This is a genomic window from Rhodospirillum sp. A1_3_36 (genome assembly GCF_047263945.1).
Classification (GTDB): domain Bacteria; phylum Pseudomonadota; class Alphaproteobacteria; order Rhodospirillales; family Rhodospirillaceae; genus Rhodospirillum.
The window spans coordinates 1-26,172 of sequence record NZ_JBLAVB010000032.1 but is presented as its reverse complement, the minus strand read 5'-3'; the positions used below and the strand labels follow the sequence as shown (position 1 = coordinate 26,172).

General features: G+C 60.7%; 20 protein-coding genes and 1 tRNA gene. 14 read left to right on the top strand and 7 right to left on the bottom strand.

The genetic code is table 11. The features are described 5' to 3' along the window. From ACLIRY_RS25160 to ACLIRY_RS25140, 5 genes are all read left to right on the top strand, one after another. Positions 1-1,520 (top strand): MBG domain-containing protein (locus tag ACLIRY_RS25160; RefSeq protein ID WP_413208177.1); only part of this gene is annotated, 1,520 nt, incomplete at its 5' end. A gap of 2 nt (positions 1,521-1,522) precedes the next feature. Next, the gene (locus tag ACLIRY_RS25155) at positions 1,523-1,966 is read left to right on the top strand and encodes a hypothetical protein (RefSeq protein ID WP_413208176.1); all 444 of its coding nucleotides are present in this window, start codon (positions 1,523-1,525) and stop codon (positions 1,964-1,966) included. 422 nt (positions 1,967-2,388) lie between these two features. Next, positions 2,389-6,321 carry a beta strand repeat-containing protein gene (locus tag ACLIRY_RS25150; RefSeq protein ID WP_413208175.1) on the top strand — a complete coding sequence of 1,311 codons (3,933 nt, stop codon included), beginning with the start codon at positions 2,389-2,391 and terminating at the stop codon, positions 6,319-6,321. 2 nt (positions 6,322-6,323) lie between these two features. Then, the gene (locus ACLIRY_RS25145) at positions 6,324-8,078 is read left to right on the top strand and encodes a ShlB/FhaC/HecB family hemolysin secretion/activation protein (RefSeq protein ID WP_413208174.1); all 1,755 of its coding nucleotides are present in this window, start codon (positions 6,324-6,326) and stop codon (positions 8,076-8,078) included. Beyond that, a complete protein-coding gene (locus ACLIRY_RS25140) occupies positions 8,078-8,647 on the top strand; it encodes an invasion associated locus B family protein (protein WP_413208173.1) in 570 nt (189 codons plus the stop codon). Before ACLIRY_RS25145 ends, ACLIRY_RS25140 begins: the two co-directional genes overlap by 1 nt. 221 nt (positions 8,648-8,868) lie before the next feature. On the opposite strand, the gene ACLIRY_RS25135 is transcribed toward ACLIRY_RS25140, so the two are convergent. Both ACLIRY_RS25135 and ACLIRY_RS25130 read right to left on the bottom strand, forming a co-directional pair. Continuing rightward, the gene (locus ACLIRY_RS25135; RefSeq protein ID WP_413208172.1) at positions 8,869-10,227 is read right to left on the bottom strand and encodes a TldD/PmbA family protein; all 1,359 of its coding nucleotides are present in this window, start codon (positions 10,225-10,227) and stop codon (positions 8,869-8,871) included. 85 nt (positions 10,228-10,312) lie between these two features. Beyond that, positions 10,313-11,836, bottom strand: coding sequence for a UbiD family decarboxylase (locus ACLIRY_RS25130; RefSeq protein ID WP_413208171.1), 1,524 nt, complete (start codon positions 11,834-11,836; stop codon positions 10,313-10,315). Between the two features lie 227 nt (positions 11,837-12,063). Between ACLIRY_RS25130 and ACLIRY_RS25125 the strand changes: the two genes are divergently transcribed. Beyond that, positions 12,064-14,007: an HD domain-containing phosphohydrolase gene (locus tag ACLIRY_RS25125; RefSeq protein WP_413208170.1), complete on the top strand. Its 1,944-nt coding sequence runs from the start codon at positions 12,064-12,066 to the stop codon at positions 14,005-14,007. Between the two features lie 56 nt (positions 14,008-14,063). Here ACLIRY_RS25125 and ACLIRY_RS25120 read toward each other — a convergent pair whose 3' ends face one another. Together ACLIRY_RS25120 and ubiA are read right to left on the bottom strand one after the other, a co-directional pair. Next, entirely contained in the window at positions 14,064-14,720 is a 657-nt protein-coding gene (locus ACLIRY_RS25120; RefSeq protein WP_413208169.1) for a class I SAM-dependent methyltransferase, read from the bottom strand. After that, positions 14,710-15,645 carry a 4-hydroxybenzoate octaprenyltransferase gene (gene ubiA / locus ACLIRY_RS25115; protein ID WP_413208168.1) on the bottom strand — a complete coding sequence of 312 codons (936 nt, stop codon included), beginning with the start codon at positions 15,643-15,645 and terminating at the stop codon, positions 14,710-14,712. The genes ACLIRY_RS25120 and ubiA overlap by 11 nt, the downstream gene beginning before the upstream one ends. Positions 15,646-15,762: 117 nt before the next feature. Between ubiA and ACLIRY_RS25110 the strand changes: the two genes are divergently transcribed. The 4 genes from ACLIRY_RS25110 (at position 15,763) to ACLIRY_RS25095 (ending at position 21,751) form a co-directional block, all read left to right on the top strand. After that, a complete protein-coding gene (locus tag ACLIRY_RS25110; RefSeq protein ID WP_413208179.1) occupies positions 15,763-16,569 on the top strand; it encodes a 16S rRNA (uracil(1498)-N(3))-methyltransferase in 807 nt (268 codons plus the stop codon). Between the two features lie 140 nt (positions 16,570-16,709). Continuing rightward, on the top strand, positions 16,710-18,074 hold the full coding sequence (locus tag ACLIRY_RS25105) for a glutamate--cysteine ligase (RefSeq protein ID WP_413208178.1): 1,365 nt from the start codon (positions 16,710-16,712) through the stop codon (positions 18,072-18,074). Between the two features lie 648 nt (positions 18,075-18,722). Next, positions 18,723-20,699 (top strand): methyl-accepting chemotaxis protein, encoded by a 1,977-nt coding sequence (locus ACLIRY_RS25100; RefSeq protein ID WP_413208167.1) that lies wholly within the window; start codon positions 18,723-18,725, stop codon positions 20,697-20,699. A 521-nt stretch (positions 20,700-21,220) separates the two neighbouring features. Continuing rightward, the gene (locus ACLIRY_RS25095) at positions 21,221-21,751 is read left to right on the top strand and encodes a hypothetical protein (RefSeq protein WP_413208166.1); all 531 of its coding nucleotides are present in this window, start codon (positions 21,221-21,223) and stop codon (positions 21,749-21,751) included. A gap of 94 nt (positions 21,752-21,845) precedes the next feature. Here ACLIRY_RS25095 and ACLIRY_RS25090 read toward each other — a convergent pair whose 3' ends face one another. Beyond that, positions 21,846-22,151 (bottom strand): hypothetical protein, encoded by a 306-nt coding sequence (locus ACLIRY_RS25090; RefSeq protein ID WP_413208165.1) that lies wholly within the window; start codon positions 22,149-22,151, stop codon positions 21,846-21,848. Between the two features lie 212 nt (positions 22,152-22,363). Here ACLIRY_RS25090 and ACLIRY_RS25085 point away from each other — a divergent pair. Then, positions 22,364-22,454 (top strand) — tRNA-Ser (locus tag ACLIRY_RS25085). A gap of 181 nt (positions 22,455-22,635) precedes the next feature. After that, a complete protein-coding gene (locus ACLIRY_RS25080; RefSeq protein WP_413208164.1) occupies positions 22,636-23,817 on the top strand; it encodes a tyrosine-type recombinase/integrase in 1,182 nt (393 codons plus the stop codon). Positions 23,818-23,928: 111 nt separating this feature from the next. On the opposite strand, the gene ACLIRY_RS25075 is transcribed toward ACLIRY_RS25080, so the two are convergent. Further along, on the bottom strand, positions 23,929-24,375 hold the full coding sequence (locus ACLIRY_RS25075; protein WP_413208163.1) for a helix-turn-helix transcriptional regulator: 447 nt from the start codon (positions 24,373-24,375) through the stop codon (positions 23,929-23,931). A gap of 241 nt (positions 24,376-24,616) precedes the next feature. On the opposite strand from ACLIRY_RS25075, the gene ACLIRY_RS25070 reads away from it, so the two are divergent. Further along, the gene (locus ACLIRY_RS25070) at positions 24,617-25,189 is read left to right on the top strand and encodes a hypothetical protein (protein ID WP_413208162.1); all 573 of its coding nucleotides are present in this window, start codon (positions 24,617-24,619) and stop codon (positions 25,187-25,189) included. Between the two features lie 77 nt (positions 25,190-25,266). Beyond that, positions 25,267-25,533, top strand: coding sequence for a hypothetical protein (locus tag ACLIRY_RS25065; RefSeq protein WP_413208161.1), 267 nt, complete (start codon positions 25,267-25,269; stop codon positions 25,531-25,533). Between the two features lie 403 nt (positions 25,534-25,936). Here ACLIRY_RS25065 and ACLIRY_RS25060 read toward each other — a convergent pair. Further along, on the bottom strand, positions 25,937-26,172 hold a 236-nt coding region (locus ACLIRY_RS25060; RefSeq protein WP_413208160.1), incomplete at its 5' end, for a transposase.

The window sequence follows — 26,172 nt, the reverse complement described above, 5'->3', positions numbered from 1 at the left end:
ATGGCCTTTCCGGTGCCCTCGCCACCACAGCCACCACGGCAAACTCCGTGGGCACCTACGCCATCACCCAAGGCACTCTTGCGGCATCAAGCAACTACACCCTGAGCTATACACCGGGCACCCTGACTGTCTCCGCCCGGGCCATCACCGTCACCGCAGACAACAAGTCCCGCGCCTACGGCGACGCCAATCCGACCCTGACCTACAAGGTGACTTCCGGATCCCTGGTCAATGGCGATGGCCTTTCCGGTGCCCTCGCCACCACAGCCACCACGGCAAACTCCGTGGGCACCTACGCCATCACCCAAGGCACTCTTGCGGCATCAAGCAACTACACCCTGAGCTATACACCGGGCACCCTGACCGTTAATAAACGGGCCATCACCGTCACCGCAGACAACAAGTCCCGCGCCTACGGCGACGCCAATCCGACCCTGACCTATAGCATCACCTCCGGATCCATGGTCAGTGGAGAGAGCCTCTCTGGAGACATCACCACCACAGCCACGACCGCAAGTGCCGTTGGCACTTATGACATCACCCAAGGAAGCCTTGCGGCATCAAGCAACTACAGCCTGATCTATATGCCGGGCACCCTGACTGTCTCCGCCCGGGCCATCACCGTCACCGCAGACAGCCAGTCCCGCACCTACGGCGACGCCAATCCGACCCTGACCTATAGCCTCACCTCAGGATCTCTGCCTTCTGGAGAGAGTCTCTCCGGAGCCCTCACCACCACAGCCACCAGCACCAGCGCCGTCGGCACCTACGCCATCACCCAAGGGACACTCGCCAGCGCCAACTATGCCCTCACCGTCATCCCGGGAACTCTGATCATCAATCCTCGCACCATCACCGTCACCGCCAACAACCAGTCCCGCACCTACGGCGATACCAATCCGCCCCTGACCTATGGGATCACCTCCGGCTCCCTGGTCAATGGCGACAGCCTCTCCGGAGCCCTTACCACCACAGCCACCGCCGCAAACTCCGTCGGCACCTACGGCATCACTCAAGGGACTCTTGCCGCGTCTGGCAACTACCGCCTGACCTATGCGCCGGGCACCCTGACCATCGGCCCCCGCGCCATTACGGTGACCGCAGACAATTTGTCCCGGATCTTGGGGGATCCCAATCCGCCCCTGACCTATGCCCTCACCTCTGGATCCCTGGTCAACGGGGGCGGCCTCTCCGGAGCCCTTGCCACCATCGCCACCACCGCAAGCCCCCCCGGCACCTATGCCATCACCCAAGGGAGCCTCGCGAACGCCAATTATGCCCTCACCTTCACTGCGGGCAGCCTGACCATCGAAATCCCGTCGCGGTCCACCCCTCAAATCCCTTCACCCGTTATCGCCAACGCCCCCTTCATCACCGCCACCAACGGAACCGGTCACCTTCAGCCACAAGGCAATTCCTTCGCCCCGACTGGAAACAGAACCGTCACCGAGGATCAGCGCCTAAATGGCCCCGTTTGTTTCATGGGGGCGGGCCAAGCCCTGTCTTGCGGAGCCAGTTAAGCATGACACATCTCTTTCTTTCCCGGTCCCTTTGCCTCTCCACCGCAGGCTTGGTCCTGTCCGCTCGGACCTCAGCCCAGACCGCAGGGCAGATCACACCGGACTGCTTCGCGCCACCGGTGATCAGATCCGAAGACGGTGGATTGACCCTCTCGGCCCCCTCCAGTCTCACAGCCCCCGAGGGAGCCGAGGATCTGACCGTCACCCCCTCCTGGATGGTCGTAGAGGGCGGCCTTCCCGACGTCGCCGAAGAAACCGCAGCCATCGCCGCCCGGCTGAACACGAATACCAAGCGGCGCGGGTTGAAACCCACGCCGCTTTTCTTGCGTTCAAAGGCCAGGCGGGCTTTACCGCGCCATAAGGCGCGGCGGACACTTGGCCGCTTCCAAGGTGCACCACAATGTCTCGTGTTTGTTGGGCGATTGCCCAAATCCATTTGGGGGTAAAGCCCCGTAACGGGAAACGATCCCTGTCGTGTCCCGTGGATTCTTAAATGAAACGAGATGCCCTTGGACCGAACTGTCCTTAACAGAAAAGATAGAAGCCGCATCAACGCCATCCTCACCGGGATCGGAGACAATCTCCACGTCTTTTCCGCGTAACGAAACCGCTTAAAAGTGTTCAATATTGAATTTTACTCATATATGCCAATCTATACTTATTTACAGATTGAAATACACATTTACAAATCATAGTAGATAGATACAAAAGCCAGTGAAGACAAAGATTTATTGACCTCACATCACCATTGACTATAAAAAATAAAGACAGATCCATCTTACCCTTCGATCGCACACAAAAACATGTATCTGATGACTGTGGGTGGAATTGAACCACATCATCTCAACAGCACCCGCATGAGACCCAAATGACACGAACCACCCGCGCTCATTTCCTCGCCCACCTGCTCGCCTCGACGGCCCTTGTCGCAGCCCCGGGCTTGGTTATGGCGGGCGACGCCCTGCCGACCAATCCCCGCGTGACCTCAGGTGAGGCCTCCATCGCGACCTCGGGCGCCGCCATGACGATCTCCCAGGGCAGCGACCGCGCCATTGTCAATTGGCAGGGCTTTTCCATCGGCGACGGCAACAGCGTCACAATCCACCAGCCCGGCGCCCGTTCGGCGATCCTCAACCGGGTCACCGGCTCGACCTCCTCGACCATCGCCGGACGCCTCAGCGCCAATGGGCAGGTCCTGTTGGTCAATCCCAATGGCATCGCCATCACCTCGACCGGAGCAGTCAATGTGGGCGGCGGCTTCATCGGATCCACCCTCGACATCCGCGACGAGGATTTCCTCAAGGGCGATCTGACCTTCAAGGGCAAGGGGGCGTCGGCCCCGATCACCAATGACGGTGTCATCACCGTCGGCTCAGGGGGCTATGCCGCCCTGCTCGGCGGATCGGTCCGCAATGATGGCCGGATTGCCGTCCCCTTGGGAAAAGTCGGCCTGGGTGCGGGCGAAAGAATCACCCTGGATCTCTCCGGGGACGGTTTCATGCAGGTGGCCCTGCCCTCCTCGGGCAAGGACAGCCTTCAGACGTTGATCGATAACGGCGGCACCATCTCAGCCGACGGCGGATATGTGATCCTCGCCGCCGCCACGGCGCAGGAGCTGGCGCGCAAGGCCATCAACATGGACGGCCTGATCCAGGCCCGATCGGTCAGCGGTCAGAACGGCGCCATCGTTCTGGGGGGCGGCGCCGGAGGGACGACCGCCGTCTCGGGCACCCTGGACGCCTCCGGGGTGACGGAGACGGGGGGGACCGGCGGATCCATCACGGTGACCGGCCAGACGGTGGCCTTGACCGGCGCCACCCTGGACGCTTCGGGCACTGCGGGCGGCGGATCGGTGCGCGTCGGCGGAGACTGGCACGGCGAGGGCTCCCTCCCGACCGCCAAAACCACCACCGTCGACGCAGCAACCACCCTCAAGGCCGATGCCATGGGCGAGGGCAACGGCGGATCCGTCGTGCTCTGGTCGGACAAACAGACCACCTTCCAGGGGGCCATCAGCGCCCGGGGGGCCGGAGCGGGCAGGGGCGGCAACGCCGAGGTCTCCGGCAAGGCCAAGCTGGCGTACCAGGGGGTCACAGACCTGTCGTCGGAGGACGGGACCTTCGGCACCCTGCTGCTCGATCCCTATAACGTCACCATTTCCGACGGCGCGGACACCGGTGGGGTCACCGCCACGGGCGACGACAGCGTGATCAATGTCTCGACCCTGCAAAATGCCCTGGCGCTGGCGAGCGTCACCGTCAGCACCGGTACGGGAGGCAGCCAGAACGGCGACATCACCCTGGCCAACGCCCTGAGCTGGTCGGCGAACACCACCCTGACCCTGGCTGCGGCCGGCGCCATCGCCATCGACGCCAATCTGACCGCCTCGGGCACCACTGCGGGGCTCGTCCTGACAACGGGCGCGGGCAAGGATTATTCCATCGCCTCCGGCGCCTCCATCACCCTGTCGGGCAGCGGCGCGACACTCGCCATCAACGGCACCGATTATACCCTGATCCATGACATGGCGGCGCTGGACGCCATCGACACCACGGGATTGGGCGGCGCCTACGCCCTGGCCGGGGATCTTACGGCCCCGACAACACCCTACGACCACGCGTTGGTGGGCGTGATTCCTGCAAATGCCTTCACCGGGACCTTCGCGGGACTGGGTCACACCATCACCGACCTGACCATCGAAAACACTGCGGCGACCACTATTTACTGGGGCCTGTTCGGGGTCAACAAAGGAACCATCCGGGACATCGGGCTTGTGGGGGGGAGCGTCACGGCAACCGGCTCCTCCCAGATTGGAGCTGGTGGCCTCGCGGGACTAAACTACGGCACCATCACCAATGCCACTGCAACAGGAGCCGGAGCCGTAACGGCCAACAGCGCAGCGAGCTACACTGGAGCTTACGCTGGCGGCCTTGTGGGATACAACAGCGGCACCATCACCAATGCCACTGCAACAGGAGCCGTAACGGCCAATAGCTCAGCGAGCTACACTGGAGCTTACGCTGGCGGCCTTGTGGGATACAACAGCGACACCATCACCAACGCCACTGCAACAGGAGCCGTAACGGCGAAGACCACCAGCGCCACCTCAGGCAACGCTCAAGCGGGCGGACTTGTGGGCTTCAACAGTGGCACCATCACCAACGCCACTGCAACAGGAGCCGTAACGGCGACGAACACCGACCGAGAGGCTGCCGCAGGCGGCTTCGTGGGACAAAACTACAACGGCACCATCACCAACGCCTATGCAACAGGAGCCGTAACGGCGACGACCACCGACCGAAACGCTGCCGCAGGCGGCTTCGTGGGACAAAACTACAACGGCACCATCACCAACGCCTATGCAACCGGAGCCGCAACGGCCAGCACCGACGGCGCCGCATCTACTGCTTACGCGGGCGGCTTCGTGGGAGACAACAAAGGCACCATCACCAAAGCCTATGCAACTGGAAACGCAACGGCCAGCGCCGGCGCTTTTACTGCTGTTCATAGTGCGCGCGGCTTCGCGGGATTTAACGACACCGGCACCATCACCCAGTCCTACTGGGACACCACCACCTCGGGCCTAGCAGATGGCGGCGGCTCCGGAACCACCTCAGACGTCACGGGCCTAACCACAGCTCAGTTCCAGAACACGGACAGCTTCATGACGGGTGCGTCGGGCTGGGATTTCGACACCACCTGGGCGCCGCCGTCCAGCGGGTTTTATCCGCAGCTTTATGCGCTTACCCCTGTTCTCTATGTCAAGGCCAGCGCGATCAGCATGACCTATGGCGATAGCTTGGCGAGCCCAAGCCAGACCAACCTGTCTGGTGGCCCGGTCCGCTATGTCTTCGGACCGAGCGCCGACACAATTTACACGACCCTCGGTGCAGGCGCCCATCTCATTCCAGGAGCCGTCACCAGTGACAAAGGGGTGACCTACCGGGTGATCGGCTCGGGGGGCACCCTGACCGTCGATCCTCGCGCCATCACCGTCACCGCTGACAACCAATCCCGCACCTACGGTGACGCCAATCCGACCCTGACCTACAAAGTAACCTCCGGATTCTTGGTCAGTGGCGACAGTCTCTCTGGTGCCCTGACGACCGCCGCCACCACCACAAGCGCCGTCGGCACCTACGACATCACCAAAGGAAGCCTTGCGGCGTCGCCCAACTATACCCTGAGCTATACGCTGGGCACCCTGACCATTAATAAACGGGCCATTACGGTCACCGCTGACAACCAATCCCGCACCTACGGTGACGCCAATCCGACCCTGACCTACAAAGTAACCTCCGGATTCTTGGTCAGTGGCGACAGTCTCTCTGGTGCCCTGACGACCGCCGCCACCGCCACAAGCCCAGAGGGCACCTACGACATCACCCAAGGAAGCCTTGCGGCGTCGCTCAACTACACCTTGAGCTATCAAAAGGGAATCCTGACCGTCGCCGCCCGCCCCGCGCCGCCACCGCCACCAGCCCCAGCACCAACACCGGAGCCCACCACACCAACGACAGAGACGCCGACACCAGCGGCACCGGCTCCCGCGCCCACCACACCGACACCGACCACCTCCACGCCGCCGGTGACCACGCCTCCAAACTCTGTACCAGCCTCAATTATCGCCAACGCCATTTTCACCAACGACCCTCTCGGGACCTTTGGCACGCAGCCGCAAGCCACCTTCGACGGAACCGGTGAGGAAAGCGGCGGTCGAACCGTCACCGAAGATCCACGGCTCTCCGGACCCGTCTGTTTCATGGGGGCGGGCCAAGCCCTGTCTTGCGGAGCCAATTAAACATGCCAACTCCCTTCTTCTCCCGGTCCCGTCTCCTCACCACAGTCGGCCTGAGCCTGGCCTTGGGCTTGGCCCTGTCCGCTCCGGCATCGGCCCAAACCGCCGGGCAGATCACACCGGACAGCTTCGCGCCGCCGGTGATCCGATCCGAAAGCGGGGGATTGACCCTCTCGGCCCCCTCTGGTCTGAAAGCCCCCGAAGGGGCCGAGGCGCTGACCGTCACCCCCTCCGGGATGGTCGTGGAGGGCGGTCTTCCCGACATCGCCGACGAAACCGCTGCCATCGCCGCCCGGTTGACCAATAAGACCGTCTCCGGTGCTGACCTCTTCGCCGCCGCCCGAGACCTGGAGACCGCCGCGATCCAGGCTGGGCACATCCTGACCCGCGTCGTCCTGCCTCCGCAAACCCTCAAGGACGGCGATCCCCTGCGCCTGACCCTGGTCACCGGCCATGTGGAGGCCGTCGATGCCTCCGCCCTGCCCGAGCGTGTCCGGGGGCGGGTCGAAGACCTGCTCGCCTCCTTTGTCGGACGCACCGATGTCACCCAGGCCGCCCTCGAGCGGCGGCTGCTGCTGGCCGGGGATATTCCCGGCATCTTACTCCGCTCCACCCTCGCGCCCGGCACGGAGGAGGGCGGAACCATCCTGGTCATCGAGGGCCGCCAGGATCCCTTCGGCGCCTTCCTGACCCTCGACAACGGCTTGTCCGACAGTCTGGGCACCTTCACCTTCGGCCTGGGTCTGGATGCCAATAGCCTTCTCGGTTTGGGCGAGACCGCCTATTTGCGGGTCGGCGGCTATCCGGGAACCAAGGACGGAACCCTGTTCGACAGCGATCCCCGAAACCGCCAGCTGGCCGGGGGCGTCATCGTCCCCCTGGGCGTCGATGCCCCCTGGTTCAACCTGGAGGCCGTTCAGAGCCAAACCCATGGCACGACCGACCTCGCCTATACCCTCAGCGACGACTTTTTTCGGGCCACGGCCAAACTGGGCTACACCTGGATCCGCGGGCGGGAGGCCAACACCGCCTCCACCCTCGCCTTCGATCTGATCAACGAGGCCCAGACCCTCCACTTCTCCGGCCAGACCTTCGACTTCACCGAAGACCGTCTGAGGGTGCTCCGCCTGGGTCAGACCGGCGACATCACCCTGCCCTGGGGCGCCACCCTCTCGGGCTCGGCCACCGCGTCCTTCGGCGTCAACGCCCTGGGCGCCCGAGAGGCCACAACCGCCCTCCCCCTGTCCCGCGATGGCGCCAAGCCCTCCTTCCAGAAGCTGGAGGGGACTTTGGGCTACACCCAAAATCTGTTCGCCGACCGGACCCGCCTGTCCCTGGCGGGCAAGGCTCAGACCTCCTTTGGCCAGACCCTGCCCAGTTCGGAAATGTTCAGCCTGGGCGGAGCCGATTGGCTGTCTGCCTTCGACAGTGGGACGTTCTCCGGCGATATGGGCGCGGCGGGCCGAGCGGAGCTCTCCGCTCCATTCACCTCGGCCTTGCTCCAGGACAGCCTTCCGGGCCTGGGCGGCGCGGCGGCGCCCTATCTGTTCGGCGCCCTGGGGGCGGTCAAACTGGAACAGCCCTCCGCCGTGGAGCGGGGCATCACCATGGGCTCCTCCATGGGGGTCGGTTTGCGCCTGGGGCTGTCCCAACAGGCCACAGCCCATGGCGCCATGCTTTCCGCCGAATACGCCCTGGGCTCCGCCGCTGGCAAGGATACCGAAAACCGTTTCAACCTTCGCATGATGGTGAGATTTTAATGCGCAAGCCTGTCTGCCTAATCGCCGCGATCGCTCTGGCCTTCAGCCTGGGTCTCTCTCAGACCGTCGTGGGTCGGGCCAACGCCGCCCCACCCACACCGGCAGCCAAGCCCACCGCCCCCGAAGAGCCGCAAGTGACAACGGAGAGCTTCGATAACTGGCTCCTGCGCTGTGTCACCCCGCCCGGGGCTGCCAAAATCTGCGAAGTCGTCCAGACCATCCAGATCCAGGGGCAGCCGGCACCCTTGGCCCAACTCGCCCTGGGATACGCACCGGGGGACAGTGCCGTGTCCATGACGGCTGTTGTGGCCGTGAACGTGGCTTTTTCTGCCCCCGCCGAAGTTCAGGTTGATGACACCCTGGTCCAACCCCTGGATTGGGCCCGCTGCGTCCCGGGAGCCTGCTTCGCCACCTCCGGCCTGGGTCCCGACGTGGTCCAAGATCTCCGCAAACAAAAGGGTGAGGGTAAGCTGAACTACCACACAGCCGATGGCAAAACCCTTGGCATTCCCCTCTCCTGGCGCGGTTTGGGCGACGCCCTCAAAGCCCTGGACGCGGTACAAAACTAGTTGTCTGATTCATAACACGGGATACGACAGCCCGTGCTTTCCCGTCACGGGGCTTTGCCCCGTCCCCCACTGGGGCCGAAAGGCCCCAGACCCCAAGCTTTTATTGGCCGAAAGGCCCCAGACCCCGGGCATTTATTCTCAAAAGAAAAATGGGGGTTTGGGGGCATTGGCCCCCAAATGGGCTTGGGCAATCGCCCAAAGCCTCCGGCTGCCCTTGGACATCACCCCCCGGCAATGGTCATGCCATCAATGCGAACGGTGGGGCAGTCGGTGCCATAGCGCAGCACCAGATCATTCGCTGGCGTCAGGGACAGGAACATGTCCTTGAGGTTTCCGGCGATGGTGATTTCGCTTACCGGTGTGGTGAGTTGGCCCTTTTCGATGCGGAAGCCCGCAGCGCCCCGGCTGTAGTCGCCGGTCAGACCGTTCACCCCTTGCCCCACCAGGTCCGTCACATAAAGCCCGTCGTCAATCTCGCCAATCAGAGCCTCAGGCGTCAGGGCGCCTGGCTCCATCCACAGATTGGTGGCCGAGGGGCTGGGGGCGGAACCGGTGCCGCGCCCGGCATGACCCGTGCTTTCCAGACCCAACTGGCGGGCGGTGCGCAGGTCGAGGATCCAGGAGGTCAACACCCCCTTATCGAACAAAGCGCGGCGCTTATTGGCCAGTCCTTCCGCATCGCAGGGCTTGGAGCGCATGCCCCGGGCGCGGTGGGGGTCTTCGATGATCGTCACCCCCGGACCGAAGACCGGCTTGTCCATAAAGTCCTTCAGGAAGGAGGTTCCGCGAGCGATGCCGCCGCCATTGATGGCCCCGATGGCATGGCCGATCAGACCCCGGGCGACGCGGGGATCGAAGACGACGGGGATCCGGCCCGTGGCAATCCGTTTGGCGCCCACTCGACGGGCAGCCCGCCGCCCGGCCTCCCGACCGATCTCCAAGGCGTCACGCAGGTCGGAGAAATAGACGGCAGAGGAGTAATCGTAATCGCTTTCCATCCCCGTCTCGCCATCCCCCGCCACCACGGCCACTCCAATGCTGGAATGGCTGGAGTGATAGGCGTGTGAAAAGCCGTTGGATCCCACGAGCGCAACAGTGGACAGGCCCCAGGAGGCCTCCGCCCCCTCGGAATTGGTGACTCCGGGCTGGGCGCGGGCTTCGTCTTCCATGGTACGGACCAGCTCGGTCAACACCTCCGGCGAGGGCTCCTGGGGATCGAAACAATCGATGTTCGGCAGGTCCTTGGCGAGCTGGGCGGGGTCGGCGAGACCGGCATAGGGATCCTCGGGCACGGCCTTGGCCATGGCCACCGCACGCGCCACCAGGGCATCCATGCCTGCAGAGCTGCGATCCCCGGAAGAGACCAGCGCCTGCCGCCCGCCAATGAGCACGCGCAGCCCGATATCCCCCCCTTCGGCCCGCTCCAACTTCTCGAGCTGGCCCATGCGGTGAGCGATGGAGACGGAGGCCCCATCCACCAGAACCGCATCCGCAGCGGTGGCCCCCGCCTTGGTGGCCTTGGCCACCAGGTCCTCCAGCAGGGTCAAGGCATCGGCGGCGGTCTTGGCGAGATCGGTCATGAAACGGAAACTCCAAAAATACGACAGTGTCCGAGCCCAAAGGCCCGATAGGGCGAGGTAGACGTAACATGGGCCAGAACGGCCCTCACTTCCAGATGGGTTTTCCACTCCCAGGCAGGCCATAAAGCGCCCAGTCCCGGGAGACCCTGTCGATCACATCCTGATCCATGCGCAGTTTCTCGCCCCATTCCCGGTGGGTTTCCGGGGGCAGTTTGTTGGTCGCATCCAGCCCGATCTTACCGCCCAGACCGCTTTCAGGGCTGGCAAAATCCAGATAGTCGATGGGCGTGTCGGTCACCGTGGTGATGTCGCGCACCGGATCCATGCGGGTCGAAATCGCCCACATCACATCCTTCCAATCCCGGCAATTGATATCGTCGTCCACCACGATCACGAATTTGGTGTACATGAACTGCCGCAGGAAGGACCAGACCCCCATCATCACCCGCTTGGCATGGCCCGCATAGGCTTTGCGCATGCTCACGACAGCGATCCGATAGGAACAGCCCTCGGGCGGAAGCCAGAAATCGACGATCTCTGGAAACTGCTGGGTCAACAGGGGGATGAAAACCTCGTTCAGAGCCTCGCCCAGGACACTCGGTTCGTCGGGAGGACGACCGGTGAAGGTCGACAGGTAGATCGGGTTTTTCCGCATGGTGATGGCCGAGATCCGGAAGACCGGGAATTGCTCCACGGAATTGTAATAGCCCGTGTGATCGCCATAGGGGCCTTCGTCGCCGAACTCATCGAGCATCACATGACCCTCCAGGACGATCTCCGCCGTCGCAGGCACTTTCAGGGGCACGGTCTTGCAGTCCACCAGTTCCACCTTTTTGCCCCGCAACAATCCGGCGAACTGGTATTCAGACAGGGTGTCAGGGACCGGCGTCACCGCCGCGAGGATGACCCCTGGATCCGCGCCGATCACCACCGCTGCGGGTAGGGGCTCGGCCTTTTCCTTCGCCCAGCGTTGGTAGTGCTGCGCCCCGCCCCGGTGTTTCAGCCAACGCATCAGGGTCGTATTCTTGCCTGTCACCTGCATGCGATAGATGCCCAGGTTGAAGGCATCCTCCTTGCGGGCGTCCTTGCCCTGGGTGCGCGGCCCTTGCGTGACCACCAGCGGCCAGGTGATCAGGGGCGCGGGCTCCCCGGGCCAACAGCTTTGGATGGGCAGAGCCGAGAGGTCCACCCCGTCCCCCGTCAACACCACCTCCTGGCAGGGGGCCCGAGAGACGGTCTTGGGTTTCATGGACAGAACCGTCTTGAGCAGGGGCATCATACCCACCGCCTCCCGCCAGCCGCCCGGCGGCTCCGGTTGCTTCAGAAAGGCCAGGGTCTCGCCGACCGCACGCAATTGGTCCGGCGTCCGATCCATGCCAAAAGCCACCCGCTCCACCGTGCCAAACAGGTTGACCAGGACCGGCATCCCATAGGGGGAGCCATCCTCTCGCCGGACTGTCTCGAACAGGACGGCGGGCCCTCCTTCCGCCAGAAGGCGGGTCTGGATCTCCGTCATTTCCAGGATCGGAGAGACGGGCGCGGAAACACGGACCAGTTGACCTTCACGCTCCAGCTGCAAAATAAAATCTCTTAAACTGTCAAATGACATTCTCTTCTCCGGAGAAACATATTGGAAAAAGCTGAAACCCACCGCCCCACTCGGTGGACTTCAAATCGGTATACTTAAGGGGAAAGTCGCCCGTTTTCGCCATTTTCCCTTACGCATATGGTCCGCATCCGCTAGGGTAATGCAAAGCTCAACTCCACATACATACAGACCATTGAGTGCATGCAAGTAACACGATCCAAGAACAAGAGGCCACGAGGAGTATGGGAATGACCGTGAAGGGCTCCGCTGCAGCATTGCGGCGGGTCATGCGAAGCGTGGGCGCATTCACGACCCCCGCTCCCAGTTGGAAAAGCGAATGCCTGTTCATCAAGGCTTCCGGCAGCGGGCCTGCCCCTTCGCCGTCGCACCAACCCCGGGACAACCAACAAAGAGACCACTTGCGCCGGTTGATCGAGGCTGGAATTGCCCTGTCCTCTGAGCGTGACCACAAGGTCCTGATCGAGAAGATTCTACTGGAAGCCAAGTCCCTGGCCAATGCCGACGGGGGGACTCTGTATCTCGGCGACCAGGAAAAGCGTCTGCACTTCGCCATTGTTCGAAACGATACCTTGGATATCGCCCTGGGGGGCACGACCGGGAAACCCATTCCCTTCCCTCCCCTCAATATCATCGACCCGGTGACCGGGGAACCAAACTTCAACAATGTCTGCACCGCAGCCGTTGTGGATCGACGAACCATCAACATACCCGACGCTTACAAGGCCGAAGACTATGACTTTTCCGGCACTAAAAAATTCGACGAGACCACAGGGTACCGGTCCAAGTCCTTTCTCACCATTCCCTTGCGCAACCACAAGGACGAGGTGATCGGCGTCCTGCAATTGATCAACGCCCGGGACGACGGCAACATCGTCATCCCCTTTGACTTCGAACTCCAACAGATCATCGAGGCCCTGGCCAGTCAGGCAGCCATCGCCATTGATAACCAGGAACTGATCGCCTCCCAGCGGCGCATGCTGGACAGCCTGATCAAGCTGCTGGCCGGGGCCATCGACGCCAAGTCGCCCTATACCAGCGGACATTGCGACCGGGTTCCGGAAATGGCCCAGATGTTGGCCCGCGAGGCCAGGGCATGCAGTTGGGGCCCCTTCGCCGATTTCACCATGACGGACGAAGAGATCTACGAATTCGAACTGGCGAGTTGGCTGCATGATTGCGGCAAGATCACCAGCCCAGAATACGTGGTCGACAAGGCCACCAAACTCGAGACCATCTATAACCGGATCCACGAAATCCGAACCCGTTTCGAGATCCTGTGGCGCGACGCGGAAATTGACTGCCTTCGGAAGATTATCGACGGGGGGGATCGCGAAACACTGACTGCGGAAATGGAAAGGAAACGCGCTCAGTTGCAGGACGATTTCGCCTTCGTCGCCCAAACCAATATCGGCGGCGAGTTCATGGACCAGGAAAATGTCGATCGTCTATACGTGATCGCCGAGACCGAATGGACCCGCAATTTCGACGACCGCCTGGGCCTGTCCCGGGGGGAAGAGGACCGGCTGAAGGATATCCCCCCGGCTCCCACCCCCAATGTGGAAAAGCTGCTGGCCGACCGGCCAGAGCACGTGATTCCCTGGGGAAATCGCAAACCCCCCGTGCGCAAGGACGACCCCCAAAACCACTGGGGTTTCGACATGGAAATCCCGGACAACACCTACAATTTCGGTGAACTCCACAACCTGTCCATCCGCCGCGGGACCTTGACCGAAGAGGAGCGGTTCAAGATCAACGAGCATATTGTGCAGACCATCATCATGCTCGACAGCCTGCCCCTGCCCCGCCAATTGCGCCGCATGCCGGAAATCGCTGGCAACCACCATGAAAAGATGGATGGGACCGGCTATCCCCGGCGCCTTCCCCCCGAAAAGCTGTCTATCCCCGCCCGGGTGATGGCCATTGCTGATATTTTCGAGGCCCTGACCGCCGCAGACCGGCCCTACAAAACGCCCAAAACCCTGTCCCAAGCCATCGACATCCTGTCCAAGATGGTCCTGGACAGCCATATCGATGGCGACCTGTTCGACCTGTTTCTGACCAGTGGGGTCTATCGGGAATATGGGGAGACCCACCTGCGCCCCGAACAGGTGGACGAGGTGGATATCTCCCGCTACGTTGGCCTGAGGCCCAAGGTCAATGCCGCCGAATAACCCCGCTGCTGAGGCCGAAATAAAAACCACGGCCACAAAGGAGGAGAGCTGCCCCCTCAAGGCAGCAGGGCGTAAACCGTGGTCTCGCGGATATCCCGGTCTTCCAGTTCCCGGCTCACGGGAACAGAATAGGTGGCCAGGGCAGACAGCCCTTGGCTGGGCAGATAGCTCCGACCCGGATCGGCGATCAACACCCGCGTACCACGGGCTGCCAGAGCTCTCATCCAGGGGATGACCCGCTCGGCCAAAGGTTTTTCGTAGCAGACATCCCCGGCCAGCACCACATCCCATACCCGATCCAGACTCCCCACCACATCCCCTTCCTGGGGGAGGAGATCCACACCGTTCAACGCGGCGTTCATCGACATGGCCTCCATGGCCACGGGATCGATCTCGTTGCCCTCCACGGCCTTGGCTCCGGCCAGGGCTGCGGCAATACCGCAAACACCGCAGCCTGCAGCGAAGTCCAACACCCGCCGACCGCGCACCGTTTCCGGATGGTCAAGCACGTGGCGGGCCAGCGCCTGCCCTCCGGCCCAACAGAAAGCCCAGAAGGGCGGGGGCACACCTTCCTTCTCCAGGACAATTTCCGTGGCCTGCCAAAGCGGCGTAATTTCCGTCGCAAGACGCAGCCGGATTTCCGGCACCAAGGGGGGACGGGCTTCCGCCGTATTGGTCTCCAGGAATGTTCTGTAACGGGGGTCAGAGACCAAGGGGCGCCCTCCCGGCGATAATAGAGAAGAGCAAGATCCAGCCAACGAATCGGTTGCTCCTGAAAATAGTGAGACAGCGGGCGGGATGATCGATATCCACCCGCCGGATCTGCCATGCCAAATGGGCGGCCATCAGGACCAGACCACACCAGAAAGGCCAAGCGAGCCCGGCATTCCAGCCACTCAGACCAACCAGCAGAACCATGGCCAGGGAAAAGACACCGAGAGCGGGCTTCGTACGCTCCCCCAGTGCCAGGGCCGAGGATTTGACCCCGACCAGGGCGTCGTCTTCCTTATCCTGATGGGCATAAACCGTATCGTAATGAAGGGTCCAAAAGAAGCACCCGGCGTAGAGCAGAACCGGGGCCAGTGATAGGCTTCCCGCCACCGAGGCCCAGCCCATCAACGCGCCATAGGTAAAAGTCAGACCCAACCAGGCCTGGGGCCAATAGGTGATCCGCTTCATGAAGGGATAAATCCCCACCAACGCCAAAGAAGCCACGCCAAGCCCGATGGTAAAGCCATTCAGACTCAGCAAAATCCCCAGGCCGACCAGCAGTTGCGCCCCCAGGAACAGGGCCGCACCTTTGCGGCTGACGGCGCCACTGGCAATGGGCCGGGTGGCTGTGCGCGCAACCTTGGCGTCGAAATCCCGATCTACGATGTCATTGAAAGTGCACCCCGCCCCCCGCATGACCAGCGCCCCCACCGCGAACAGAGCCATCAGCCACAAATCCGGCCAGCCGTCGCTGGCCATGGCCAGACTCCACCAGCAGGGAAACAGCAGCAGCCAGGTTCCGATGGGCCGGTCCAGGCGCATCAGCTTAAGATAGGGGCGCACCGGAATGGGCGCGAACCGGTCAACCCAGCCACCCTGGGGCATATCCCCGACCAGGGTCGCGGTCGTTTGATTTGTCTGACTCATGGCTCCGTTTCCATGGGGGCTGAAGGTATTCCCGACCGAAAGTCCCGCAACATGACTTGAATCCAATGCGATTCCAGGCAATGTCAACGGGACCAAGCGCTGGCTCCGTACAGTATGGTGTCGCCCCTTGCCGAACAACATGGGATTTTGCCGGTGACCTCGCCTTCCCACTCTTCCCCCGCTCCAGCCCCCCCCCGTCATCGCCTATACGTGACCGCCCCCCTGGTCGAGGGACAACCGGCCCCGTTGGAAGACGGCCAAGCCCATTACCTGCGCGGGGTGCTGCGCCTATCCCCTGGCGACCGGGTGAGCCTGTTCAATGGCTGCGATGGGGAATGGGCCGGGGAGATCTCCGCCCTGTCCAAATCGGCGGGAGAAGTCCTGCCACAAGACCTCCTGCGCCCCCAGGTGGAAGAGACCGGGCCCTGGCTGCTTTTCGCCCCCTTGAAGAAAGACGCCACCGACTATGTGGTGCAGAAGGCCGTGGAACTGGGCTGTAGCGCCCTCCTGCCCATCTTCACCAGGCGGACCCAATCCCAAAGGGTGCGCACCGACCGCCTCCGCGCCCAGGTCATCGAAGCCTCCGAGCAATGCGAACGTCTGACCCTGCCCGAAGTGGCAGAGGCCCGCCCCCTGGATGCGGTGCTCGCCGACTGGCCCGCCAATCGACGCCTGTTCGTCATGGCCGAACGCCAGAACGCCCGCCCTGCTGCCGAGGTCTTCGCCGAAAGGGCCGGAGACCCCGCCGGGATCCTGGTGGGGCCGGAAGGGGGGCTGGCCCAATCGGACCTGGAGGCCCTCGCTGCTCTACCCCTTTTTTCCCCCCTCTCCCTGGGTCCCCGTATTCTACGGGCGGAAACAGCCGTCGCCGCCGCGCTCTCCGTTTGGCAGGCCGTGGCGGGGGACTGGCGGTCGGTGACCTGAATTCTCCGAGACTTGAGCCGCGCACGAATTGAGCCCATGGTCGCACTTCCCTTTTCCATATCCGCACCCGATATGTGGATCTTTCGCAGTCGGTCCCGTCAGGGACCACGCCTTCCCTCTTTGATGGACCCGAGCCGATGATGGATTCCGCGACCCTGGGCACCGAGACCCGCCTGACCCGAGACGATCTGGTCGCCTATATCGCCGGGGGCGGCCGCCCCAAGGAAGACTGGCGCATTGGCACCGAGCACGAGAAATTCGCGTTCACCATCGCCGATGGCCGCCCCTTGCCCTACGAGGGCGACAAGGGAGTCCGCGCCCTGTTGGAGGGCCTGACCCGCTTCGGATGGCAACCCGTCTACGAAGACGGCAACATCATCGCCTTGACCTGCGACTCCATGGGCTCGGTGACACTGGAACCCGGTGGGCAGATTGAGCTGTCCGGGGCCGCCCTGGAAACCGTCCACGAGACCTGCCGCGAGGTTTCCGTCCACCATAAGAACCTGAAGATCGTCGCCGGAGAAATGGGCATCGCCTTCATGGGTATGGGCTTCAATCCCAAATGGCGCCGGGAGGATTGCCAGTGGATGCCCAAAGGACGCTATAAGATCATGCGCGACCATATGCCCAGGGTGGGCAGCTTGGGCATCGACATGATGATCCGCACCTGCACTGTCCAAACCAATCTGGATTTCCTGGACGAGGCGGACATGGTGAAGAAATTCCGTGTTTCCCTGGCCCTGCAACCCTTGGCCACGGCCCTTTGGGCCAACAGTCCCTTCGTCGAGGGCAAGCCCAGCGGCTTCCTTTCTTACCGTAGCCACATCTGGACCGATACGGACCCCGCGCGCACGGGCATCATCCCCTTCGTCTTCGAAGACGGCATGGGCTACGAACGCTATGTCGATTACATGCTCGACGTGCCCATGTACTTCGTCTACCGCGACGGCAAATACATCGACGCGGCGGGCCAATCCTTCCGGGACTTCATGGACGGCAAGCTTCCCGCCCTACCCGGTGAGTTGCCCACCGAAAAGGATTGGGCCGACCACCTGACCGTTGCCTTCCCCGAGGTCCGCCTGAAGCGCTACCTGGAAATGCGGGGCGCCGATGGTGGCCCCTGGCACCGGCTTTGCGCCCTTCCGGCCTTCTGGGTCGGACTGCTGTATGACGGTGCCTGCCTGGACGCTGCCTGGGATCTGGTCAAGGACTGGACCGCCGAGGAGCATGCCGCCCTCCGCGCCCAAGTCCCCCGCATGGGCCTGAAAACCCCGTTCCGGGACAAAACCCTGCGCGAAATTGCCCTCCGGGTCCTTGAGATCGCCCATGCGGGTCTGACTGCCCGCAAACGTCTGAACAGCAAGGGGCGAGACGAAACGGGCTTCCTTGACCCCCTATGGACCATCGCGGAATCAGGCCGCACCCAGGCAGAAGACCTGCTTGACGCCTATTTGGCCCGCTGGAACGGCGATATCGATCCCGTCTTCACCGAACTGGCGTATTAGAGTGCCTTCGAGATCAAATCGGGCCAAGAAGTGGCCCGATTTGATCTCGGAGCTCTCTAAAATCTATATAAATAGAGTGAAACGGGGCCAGAGAGTATCGAGCGGAAAATCGGTTCTCACTTTTCCGCTCGATACTCTAAACCTCCGTTGACAGAAAAACATCCCCCCGCACGAACAGGACAGAAGTCCGGACCGGGTGCAATCCTTTAACCCATCTGGTGGTACCTCTAGCGGCTTCAGATGCTCTTCGTTAACAGTCGGACGAATACACGCGAGAATCCGTCCAACTCTGATGCAATCGAACGAGTCCATCCCTCCTGGTCGTATACCCTTCGACAGGAGCGGTCCTCAGTGCAACCGGACGCGAAACAAGCCAAAGACTTGAAAGCGCCAGAGGTTCTTTTCCCCGCTCAGAATGGTGCGCTGCCTCAGCAAGCTATGGAAGTTACCGTCTTTTTCCTGTAGTTTTGCTTTATCATAAGGCCAGCACGAAAAGAAAACCACAACCTCTAATGTAGCTTTTCGTGACAAACCCAGGCGTCCACAGAGGTGGCCGTAACAAGGGGTCGTTGCCGCCAACGCCCAAATAAAAATCAGGGCATATCGCAGACAAATGAGTGAGGGCGGGATTTCGGGAAAGGGCCGATCTTGAAAAACATATCCATCAAAGTTCGTCTATATGCTGGCTTTTTTCTTGTTCTCGTCCTCATGGGGGGCGTGGGAGTCGTATCCTACAGCATCTTCGCAAGTTCCAACGCGCAATTCGACGAGTTCTCCGACTCTTCCGATGTCGCCCAAAGTGCCCAGCAACTGAACAGCCGCGTTCAGGCCTTTGCCGAGGAAGTGACCAGCTATCTTGAAACCGCCGATCCGGGAGAGCTCGCCGCGCTCCGCGCGGGTCAACGGGACGTCAGCGAAGCCATTATGGCCTTTCAGCTGACCGTCTCCGGCACGCCCGAGGAAGCCTTCGCCGACCGGGTCGCCAAAGCCTATGCCGCCCATGAAAAGGCCTTGGAACCAGCCCTTGCCCTCGTCTCCCAACAAGTCGATCTGGTCGAGACATCCATGCTTCCCGCAGCCGAAGGCTTGGTTGCCTGGGCATCCGAAGCCCGGGAGACCGCCATTGAGGACTTCAACCTGCCCGCCGCTGGCCATGCCGCCAAGGTCGTGGAGGCCGTGCTTGAGGCACGAATCGCAACAAGCACCTACCTGCAGAACCACTCCGACGAGCAGTTCGCCACCATCTGGGAATCCCTGTTCATTGTAACGGAGAACCTGGGGCAGATCCCCAATTCTGAAGCCGTGGAAGACCTTTATGCCCAATACGAAGACAGCCTGAACACGCTGTCGGGGATCCTGGGTGAAATCGAGTCCCTTGAGGACGCCCTGACGGAAGCGGGAACCCGCATCACCAAGGATTCCGAGCAGGCCAAAGACTCCGCCCTTGCCGAACAGCGGACGATTCGAACCTCCACCAGCCAAAGCCTGCGCGCTGCGGGCAATCTGGTGATTGGGTCGAACTTGATCATCCTGCTTCTGGGTTTGGGTCTGGCCGCCTTCATCGGCCACGGCATCAGCCAGCCCCTGGCGAGCATGACCAAAGCCCTGCAACGTCTGTCCGAGGGGGATTCGACAACGGAAATCCCCAGCCTGGGCCGAGGAGATGAAATCGGCGCCATGGCGCACGCCGCGCAGGTCTTCAAGGAATACAGCCAAAAGATGGAACGCCTGCGCAAAGAGCAGGCGGAGTCCGAGCGGCGCGGACAGGACGAACGGCGCGCAGCGATCCGCAGTCTGGCCGACGATCTGGAAAGCAGCGTCTCCGGCGCCATTAACGTGATCGGGTCGTCCGCTGGCCAAATGGAAAATACCGCACGGGCCATGACCGCCAATGCGGAAACCACAACCCGCCGCGCGGGAGAAGTGTCAACCGTCACCGCCGACGCCACCCGAGAAGTGGAATCCGTAGCAGCGAACGCCGAGGAACTGAACACCTCCATCAGCGCCATCAGTCAGCAGATCCACCAATCTTCCACCATTTCCAGGGAAGCTGTGGAACGGGCCACCAAGGCCAGCGCTCAAGTCGGTGATCTGCGCGATGCAGCGGAACGGATCGGTGAAGTGGTGGCCCTGATCACCAATATCGCCGACCAAACCAACCTTCTGGCGCTGAACGCGACCATCGAAGCGGCCCGGGCCGGGGACGCGGGCAAAGGCTTCGCCGTGGTGGCGGGCGAGGTCAAAAACCTTGCCAACCAAACCAGCCGGGCAACGGACGAGATCGGCAAACAAATCGGCGGTGTCCAGCAAGCCACGGCGGAAGCCGTGCAGGCTATTTCCTCCATTGTCGATGTGATCAGCCAGATCGACCGGATCTCCACTACGGTTTCTGCTGCCATCGAGCAACAGGACGTGGCAACACGGGGCATCGCGGAAAGCACCCAACGGGCCGCTGCGGGCACCCAACAGGCCAGCGGCACCATCAACGAAGTCACTCAGGCTGCAGAGGAAACCGGTTCAGCGGCAGGTCAGGTTTTGGCCGCCGCCCAGGCCCTCAGCAAGCAAGCCTCAGATCTACAGGACCAAGTCGGTGGTTTCCTGGATCACATCCGCAAGGACGGGTAACAGATCCGCCGTGATGAGATTGCGCCACTGCAATTTGTAAGAGAAAGGATGCAGAACGTCACGGCGCACGACAGCATCTTGGTTTTTTGGCGATTGCCCAAGCCCATTTGGGGCAAATGTCCCAAAACCCCTATTTTTTCTAGAGTGAAACGGGATCAGCTTGAGTCAAGCTGGCCCCGTTTCACTCTGATCTTATAAATTTTAGAGTGCCTGGGGTCCGGGGCCTTTCGGCCAATAAGTGCCCGGGGTCTGGGGCCTTTCGGCCCCAGTGGGGAACGGTGCAAAGCCCCGTGACGGGAAAATATCCCTCTCGTGTACCCTGGCGGAACCGAGTCCATAGCCGCATCGGACGCATCGGACGCATCGGCTCCTTATGACCCGCCGCCCACGCACCTTGGCATATGGCCCCAACAAAGGTGGCCTCCTGCGGAAATCCCCCAATATCCGAGTATAGCGCACAGCCTTAGTCTAGAGACAGGCCTACAGTTCAACAGGTTTGGAGCTGAAAGGAATTGTCGATAATGGACCACGGATATAACCGGGGCGGACGGAATGATCTGGCCCCTCACCGCGAGCCCCACCGGCCCCTCTCTGGAAGCAAGATTGGGCAACCTGCCGCGATCGTACAAACCCTATTCGACACCCAATTACTGGGATATCGACTGGAGGACATTTGGACCTTCTTTCGCTCCTCTGAGCGAGACCGCGCCATGCGTCTTGGACTCTCCGGTTTCTTGCTACGACAGGGTCGTCGGGTGATCCGTGTCTTGGAAGGGTCTAAAAATGCCATGGAGTCGGCGCGCGATGAAATCCTCGTCGAGGAGCGGGAATTGGAGCATGCCCAGTCGATGCATCTGGAATCCTGGTTGCCGAGTTCTCCCCTTTTTAAGGGAAGGGCATTACAGGTTATTGAGCCGGACGAAGCGGCATTCCGTGACTTACTATCCTCGGTCGAATTGCGCTTTAAATCCGTCCCATCGGAGCCGGAAGCCCTGTGTCATCTGATTGCAGGGCTGTATTTAACGAGTGCATCGGACCGCCTTCCCCTATAGCAATCACGCCCCCTTTCGAGGCGAGGGCAGAAGCAAGCCACAGCCCCCTGGTCAAGGCAGTCCCTTGGCTCGGTGATAAAGCTGCGAAAAGGTGTCAGCCGTAGGAGCGTTCACGACAGCCGACACGGCGTCGCTTTGGCGAACGACAGATCACCGCCAAACTCAATCCGACAAAACCGATGACGGTCCAAGCAGGCCAATCGAGGATATCCGAGATCAGGCGCGATGCCATGTCGCCCGCGCTTTGACTAACCGTCGGGTCTCCGGCGATGAGAGTCCAAACTTCCCGCGTCGCCAACCCCTCATAGGATCCTGTTCCAAGCGCGAGAACCGCTTCGCCTGAAGCGATAAGAATGGCTACGGTGAGAAGAACCCACCCAATGAGGCGTCCAAATATCATTGACTTTCCAATCAGTTATACAGTTTTTTGGACGAGAGAAGAAAGAGTCTGCCCCTAACCCACTTGAGTTGCAACGAATTTCATTTTAGGGCTCAAAAAAATGGATGAAAAAAGACTATTGCGCATTCGGGAATGAGTCGCTATTTTGCGCGTCCTGACAGGGGAACGGGAACGAGCCCCTCTGATTTCCAAGATCTAACGGAAATCACGGTGGATGGGTGGCCGAGTGGTCGAAGGCGCACGCCTGGAAAGTGTGTATACGTCAAAAGCGTATCGTGGGTTCGAATCCCACCCCATCCGCCAATATCTTTTCTCTCGACGTCCACGGAAGTCCATAAGATCCTGATTTAATTGGGATTTAATGGGTTTCTGTGTCTTTCGTCGTCCACTGGGATCTACACCGGCCCCCATCTTGCGGGTGGGTAAAGTGATGGATACGAAGAATTGGATCTTCGTCTACCCATCACTTTTCAGGACGACCGCCATGTCGAGACATATCCGAATTCTCACCGCGCGCGAGGTCGAGGCCAAGAGCGAGCCCGGCTACCACGCCGACGGCGATGGCCTATATCTCCAGGTCACCGCCAAGGGGGCGAAAAGCTGGATCTATCGCTTTTCCCTAAATAAGAAACGTCGAGACATGGGGCTCGGCTCTTTCCCCGGAGTGGGATTGGCCAAGGCACGAGAAAAATGCGCCGAGGCTCGGGCTCTGGTCCGGGACGGCAAAAACCCCATTGAAGAGAGAAAGCTCCAGAATAATTCCGTTGCTCCAACCGTCAGGACATTTCGGGACGTGGCTTATCAGACCATCGAGCAGAGGCGGCCCGCTTGGAAAAACGCCAAGCATGCGGGACAGTGGACCGCGACGCTGGAGACCTATGCTTTTCCCATGATCGGGGACCGGGACGTCGGAGATATTGGCGTCCAGGATATTCTGGACATCCTTAAACCCATCTGGGCAACGAAGACAGAGACAGCGGATCGCGTGCGCGGACGGATTGAAGCGGTTCTTGATACCGCGACTGCCCTTGGCTGGCGTTCAGGAGATAATCCGGCCCGATGGAAAGGAACCCTCAGCCAGATTTTTCCCGCCAAGGGGAAACTCACCAAGGATCGACACCACGCCTCGGTCCCCTATGCGGACATGCCGGAATTCTGGCCTCGCTTGCAAGCCGCCGATGGCATGGGAGCGCGCGCCTTGGAGTTGGTCATCCTCACCGCTGGACGGTCGGGTGAAATCTTGCACGCGACATGGGACGAATTTGATTTGAAGGAAAAAGCGTGGCTTGTACCCGCCTGCCGGATGAAGGCCAATCGAGACCATAGGGTGCCGCTTTCCGACCCAGCCCTCGCGCTTTTAAGAAAGATGGCGACCATCCGCGTCGGCAATTATGTTTTTCCCGGGCGGGGTGACGCCCCGCTTTCCAACATGACCATGCGCAAAACCATGGAACGGATAAAGGTGACGGGCGTCCCCCACGGGTTTCGCGCGACCTTCCGGACCTGGATCGCGGAAAAGACCTCCTACTCATTTGAGATCGCGGAATTGGCCCTTGCCCATACGCCGCGCGATAAGGTCGTTGCGGCCTATCAACGGGGTGACTTATTCGAGAAGCGCCGCGAGCTCATGAATCAATGGGCGCGGTATATCTGTCAGGACGAATAACGAAAGAACCCTAAATAGCGCGGGAGCGACCGGGCGAAGCGTCCGTATCGCTCCCGCGCCATCCCATGAACAGCCGGACCGCCAGCACGTAAACTGCCTACTTATATTTTTTTAATCGGCCTCACGTACCACGAAGTCGTCCAATAAAACTTTAATCGTTTTCATAATGGCTCGGATCGTCGCCTCGTCCTCATCCTGAAGCAAATCCGCGAGATCAGCGATTAATGCGTCCCGAGGGCTTTCGGAGACGCCGCGCTCTTCAAAAGAAAAAAGATCGGACAAGGAAACGCCGAGAAAGTCCGCCAAGGCCTGAGCGGTATCTAGACGGGTCGCCGTGGCGCCGCGCTCGATATTGCCCATTTGATCAACGGACTTTCCGATGGCTTCGGCCAATCCCTCTTGGGTTAGGCCAGCTTTCTTACGCAAGGCTTGAATGTGCTTGCCGAATTTGCGCTTCAGCTCACGGGTCTCATGGACCTTGGCTTCGGTGCGCTGTCTTTCGGCGCGGGCTAACACCGCGTCCCTTATTTTGTGCCGAATTTCCGGGCTTGTGGTCACGGCGGAATTTGTCCGCGCGCCCCTCTTTTTGGGCGCCGCGCGGACCTTGTCAGTTTTGAGTCGGTTATCCTCGTGTCTATCCATACACGCAATTTCACTCCGGCAAAATCTCGGCGGAACCGAATGAAACTAAATCTCTTTTTTCTTTTCTCTCGACGCGACCCGTAGTAAAACTCAGGCCTTAGTGGAGAGATCCGCATTTTCTCGCCACATTCCGCTCTCTTGTAGAAAGGATTAATGGATGCGTGTGCTCGGTCTCACCGTTACCATGGCTGCCGTGGTTTTTTGGGCCTCCCAAGCCAGTGCCGACATCAAATGTCGTGTTCCCTCTCCGGATAGCGACGCCTTCGGTCGCCAGCTCTTGAGTGAATGCCTTGCTCGGGAAGGAATGACCCGCGAGGAGTGGGACGCGCAGTTTCCCCCGGCGCCCCAAACCCAGAACGTCCAACAGACCGAACGCCCTTGGCCCCGAAGCGTGCCCGAGGATCTCCGGGTGGACACCTTCCTTTGCAATGGCGTTCCCTTTCCCCAGGTGGAATTTCTGGCCCAACTGCCTCAGGGCGGCGATTGGAGTCTCATCGGCCCCAACGCATTTCTCTATGCCGTTGTGAGACATGATCCGGTGATAGGGAATGCGGACGACCTTCGATATGTGTTCGAGCAAACCGAGGGGCCGCCTTTCTGTCCGGGACAACGCTGCGGGGCCTTGACCAAGGTGGCCATGAATGGCCGCTACCTCTCGAGGGACGAAATGAAATCCGCTTGTTTCCTCCTCGGACAGGCCGCCGTCATGATGAAAGCAACCCACCAATAAAAAAGATCGCGCGCCCGCCCGGGAAATTCTCGGGCCTCCCGGGAATATTCAACCCATTAATATCGTGGAGAGATTAAATGGCCCCTCGCCAAAAACCGAAAACCCTGAGGCAGGTGAAAGCGGATTTCCTGGACGAACAATACGATGCGGTCGAGGACAAGCGGGGTTTATTCTGGCTGTTATTCCGCGCGCCCGGTCAACTGTTTCTGTGGCTGGAATACCTCTTCCCCTCTAAGGGGCGGGTGTTGGTTTCCGCCCGGCAGAAAGGGCATGTCGTCGCCGAGGTTTGGTACTCCCTGGTTTTCTGGGCGGTCGTGATATTTGTGCTTTATAAGCTGCTTTGACGCACGGGGACTCAGGCCAACCAAACTCCGGTCATTATTCGGAGATCCATTAACGCGGGGGCCACGAGCCCCCTTCTTTAGTTTCCAGTTAACCCGCCAGCCGCTCCAGATGCGGATAACGGAAAAAGCTTGGTTAGAACGGCACCGCGCCCGACGGACACTGTCATGGTGACCGAGTTTGGGAAAAAGGAGGACCATCCCCCCATAGGGGGATGAAAAGTTAAGCCTCGGGAATGTGTGTTTCTGCTACGCAGAAATGGTGCACATGCTAAATCATTGAAATCATTACATACTACTATAGATGCATGTGCACTCTACCATATGGCGACCAGATGGACATGGGCTAAAATGATTAAATTAGAGGGGGAATATTGTGTATATACAATAGCTTATACCAGCGGCCCTAACTGATGACCGCTTTTGCATATTGCCTTGATGTGATTGATCGGACGGCTTTCTGATCGTTTGCGAAGAAGTTCCATCCCTCGCAGCATCGCTCGACGATTTCGTCGTAGGTGTCAAAAACGGAGATGGCGAGTTTGTTGGCGCGTAGATAAGCCCAGACGTTTTCGATGGGGTTTAATTCGGGAGCGTATGGCGGCAGAGGCAAGAGCGTGATGTTTTTGGGCACATTGAGTG

What these genes read in the sequence shown, in the direction of transcription:
- ACLIRY_RS25155 (WP_413208176.1), top strand. Translation starts at nt 1,523, where the DNA reads ATGACACATCTCTTTCTTTCCCGGTCCCTTTGCCTCTCCACCGCAGGC.
- ACLIRY_RS25150 (WP_413208175.1), top strand. Translation starts at nt 2,389, where the DNA reads ATGACACGAACCACCCGCGCTCATTTCCTCGCCCACCTGCTCGCCTCG.
- ACLIRY_RS25145 (WP_413208174.1), top strand. Translation starts at nt 6,324, where the DNA reads ATGCCAACTCCCTTCTTCTCCCGGTCCCGTCTCCTCACCACAGTCGGC.
- ACLIRY_RS25140 (WP_413208173.1), top strand. Translation starts at nt 8,078, where the DNA reads ATGCGCAAGCCTGTCTGCCTAATCGCCGCGATCGCTCTGGCCTTCAGC.
- ACLIRY_RS25135 (WP_413208172.1), bottom strand. Translation starts at nt 10,227, where the DNA reads ATGACCGATCTCGCCAAGACCGCCGCCGATGCCTTGACCCTGCTGGAG.
- ACLIRY_RS25130 (WP_413208171.1), bottom strand. Translation starts at nt 11,836, where the DNA reads ATGTCATTTGACAGTTTAAGAGATTTTATTTTGCAGCTGGAGCGTGAA.
- ACLIRY_RS25125 (WP_413208170.1), top strand. Translation starts at nt 12,064, where the DNA reads ATGACCGTGAAGGGCTCCGCTGCAGCATTGCGGCGGGTCATGCGAAGC.
- ubiA (WP_413208168.1), bottom strand. Translation starts at nt 15,645, where the DNA reads ATGAGTCAGACAAATCAAACGACCGCGACCCTGGTCGGGGATATGCCC.
- ACLIRY_RS25105 (WP_413208178.1), top strand. Translation starts at nt 16,710, where the DNA reads ATGGATTCCGCGACCCTGGGCACCGAGACCCGCCTGACCCGAGACGAT.
- ACLIRY_RS25095 (WP_413208166.1), top strand. Translation starts at nt 21,221, where the DNA reads ATGGACCACGGATATAACCGGGGCGGACGGAATGATCTGGCCCCTCAC.
- ACLIRY_RS25090 (WP_413208165.1), bottom strand. Translation starts at nt 22,151, where the DNA reads ATGATATTTGGACGCCTCATTGGGTGGGTTCTTCTCACCGTAGCCATT.
- ACLIRY_RS25080 (WP_413208164.1), top strand. Translation starts at nt 22,636, where the DNA reads ATGTCGAGACATATCCGAATTCTCACCGCGCGCGAGGTCGAGGCCAAG.
- ACLIRY_RS25070 (WP_413208162.1), top strand. Translation starts at nt 24,617, where the DNA reads ATGCGTGTGCTCGGTCTCACCGTTACCATGGCTGCCGTGGTTTTTTGG.
- ACLIRY_RS25065 (WP_413208161.1), top strand. Translation starts at nt 25,267, where the DNA reads ATGGCCCCTCGCCAAAAACCGAAAACCCTGAGGCAGGTGAAAGCGGAT.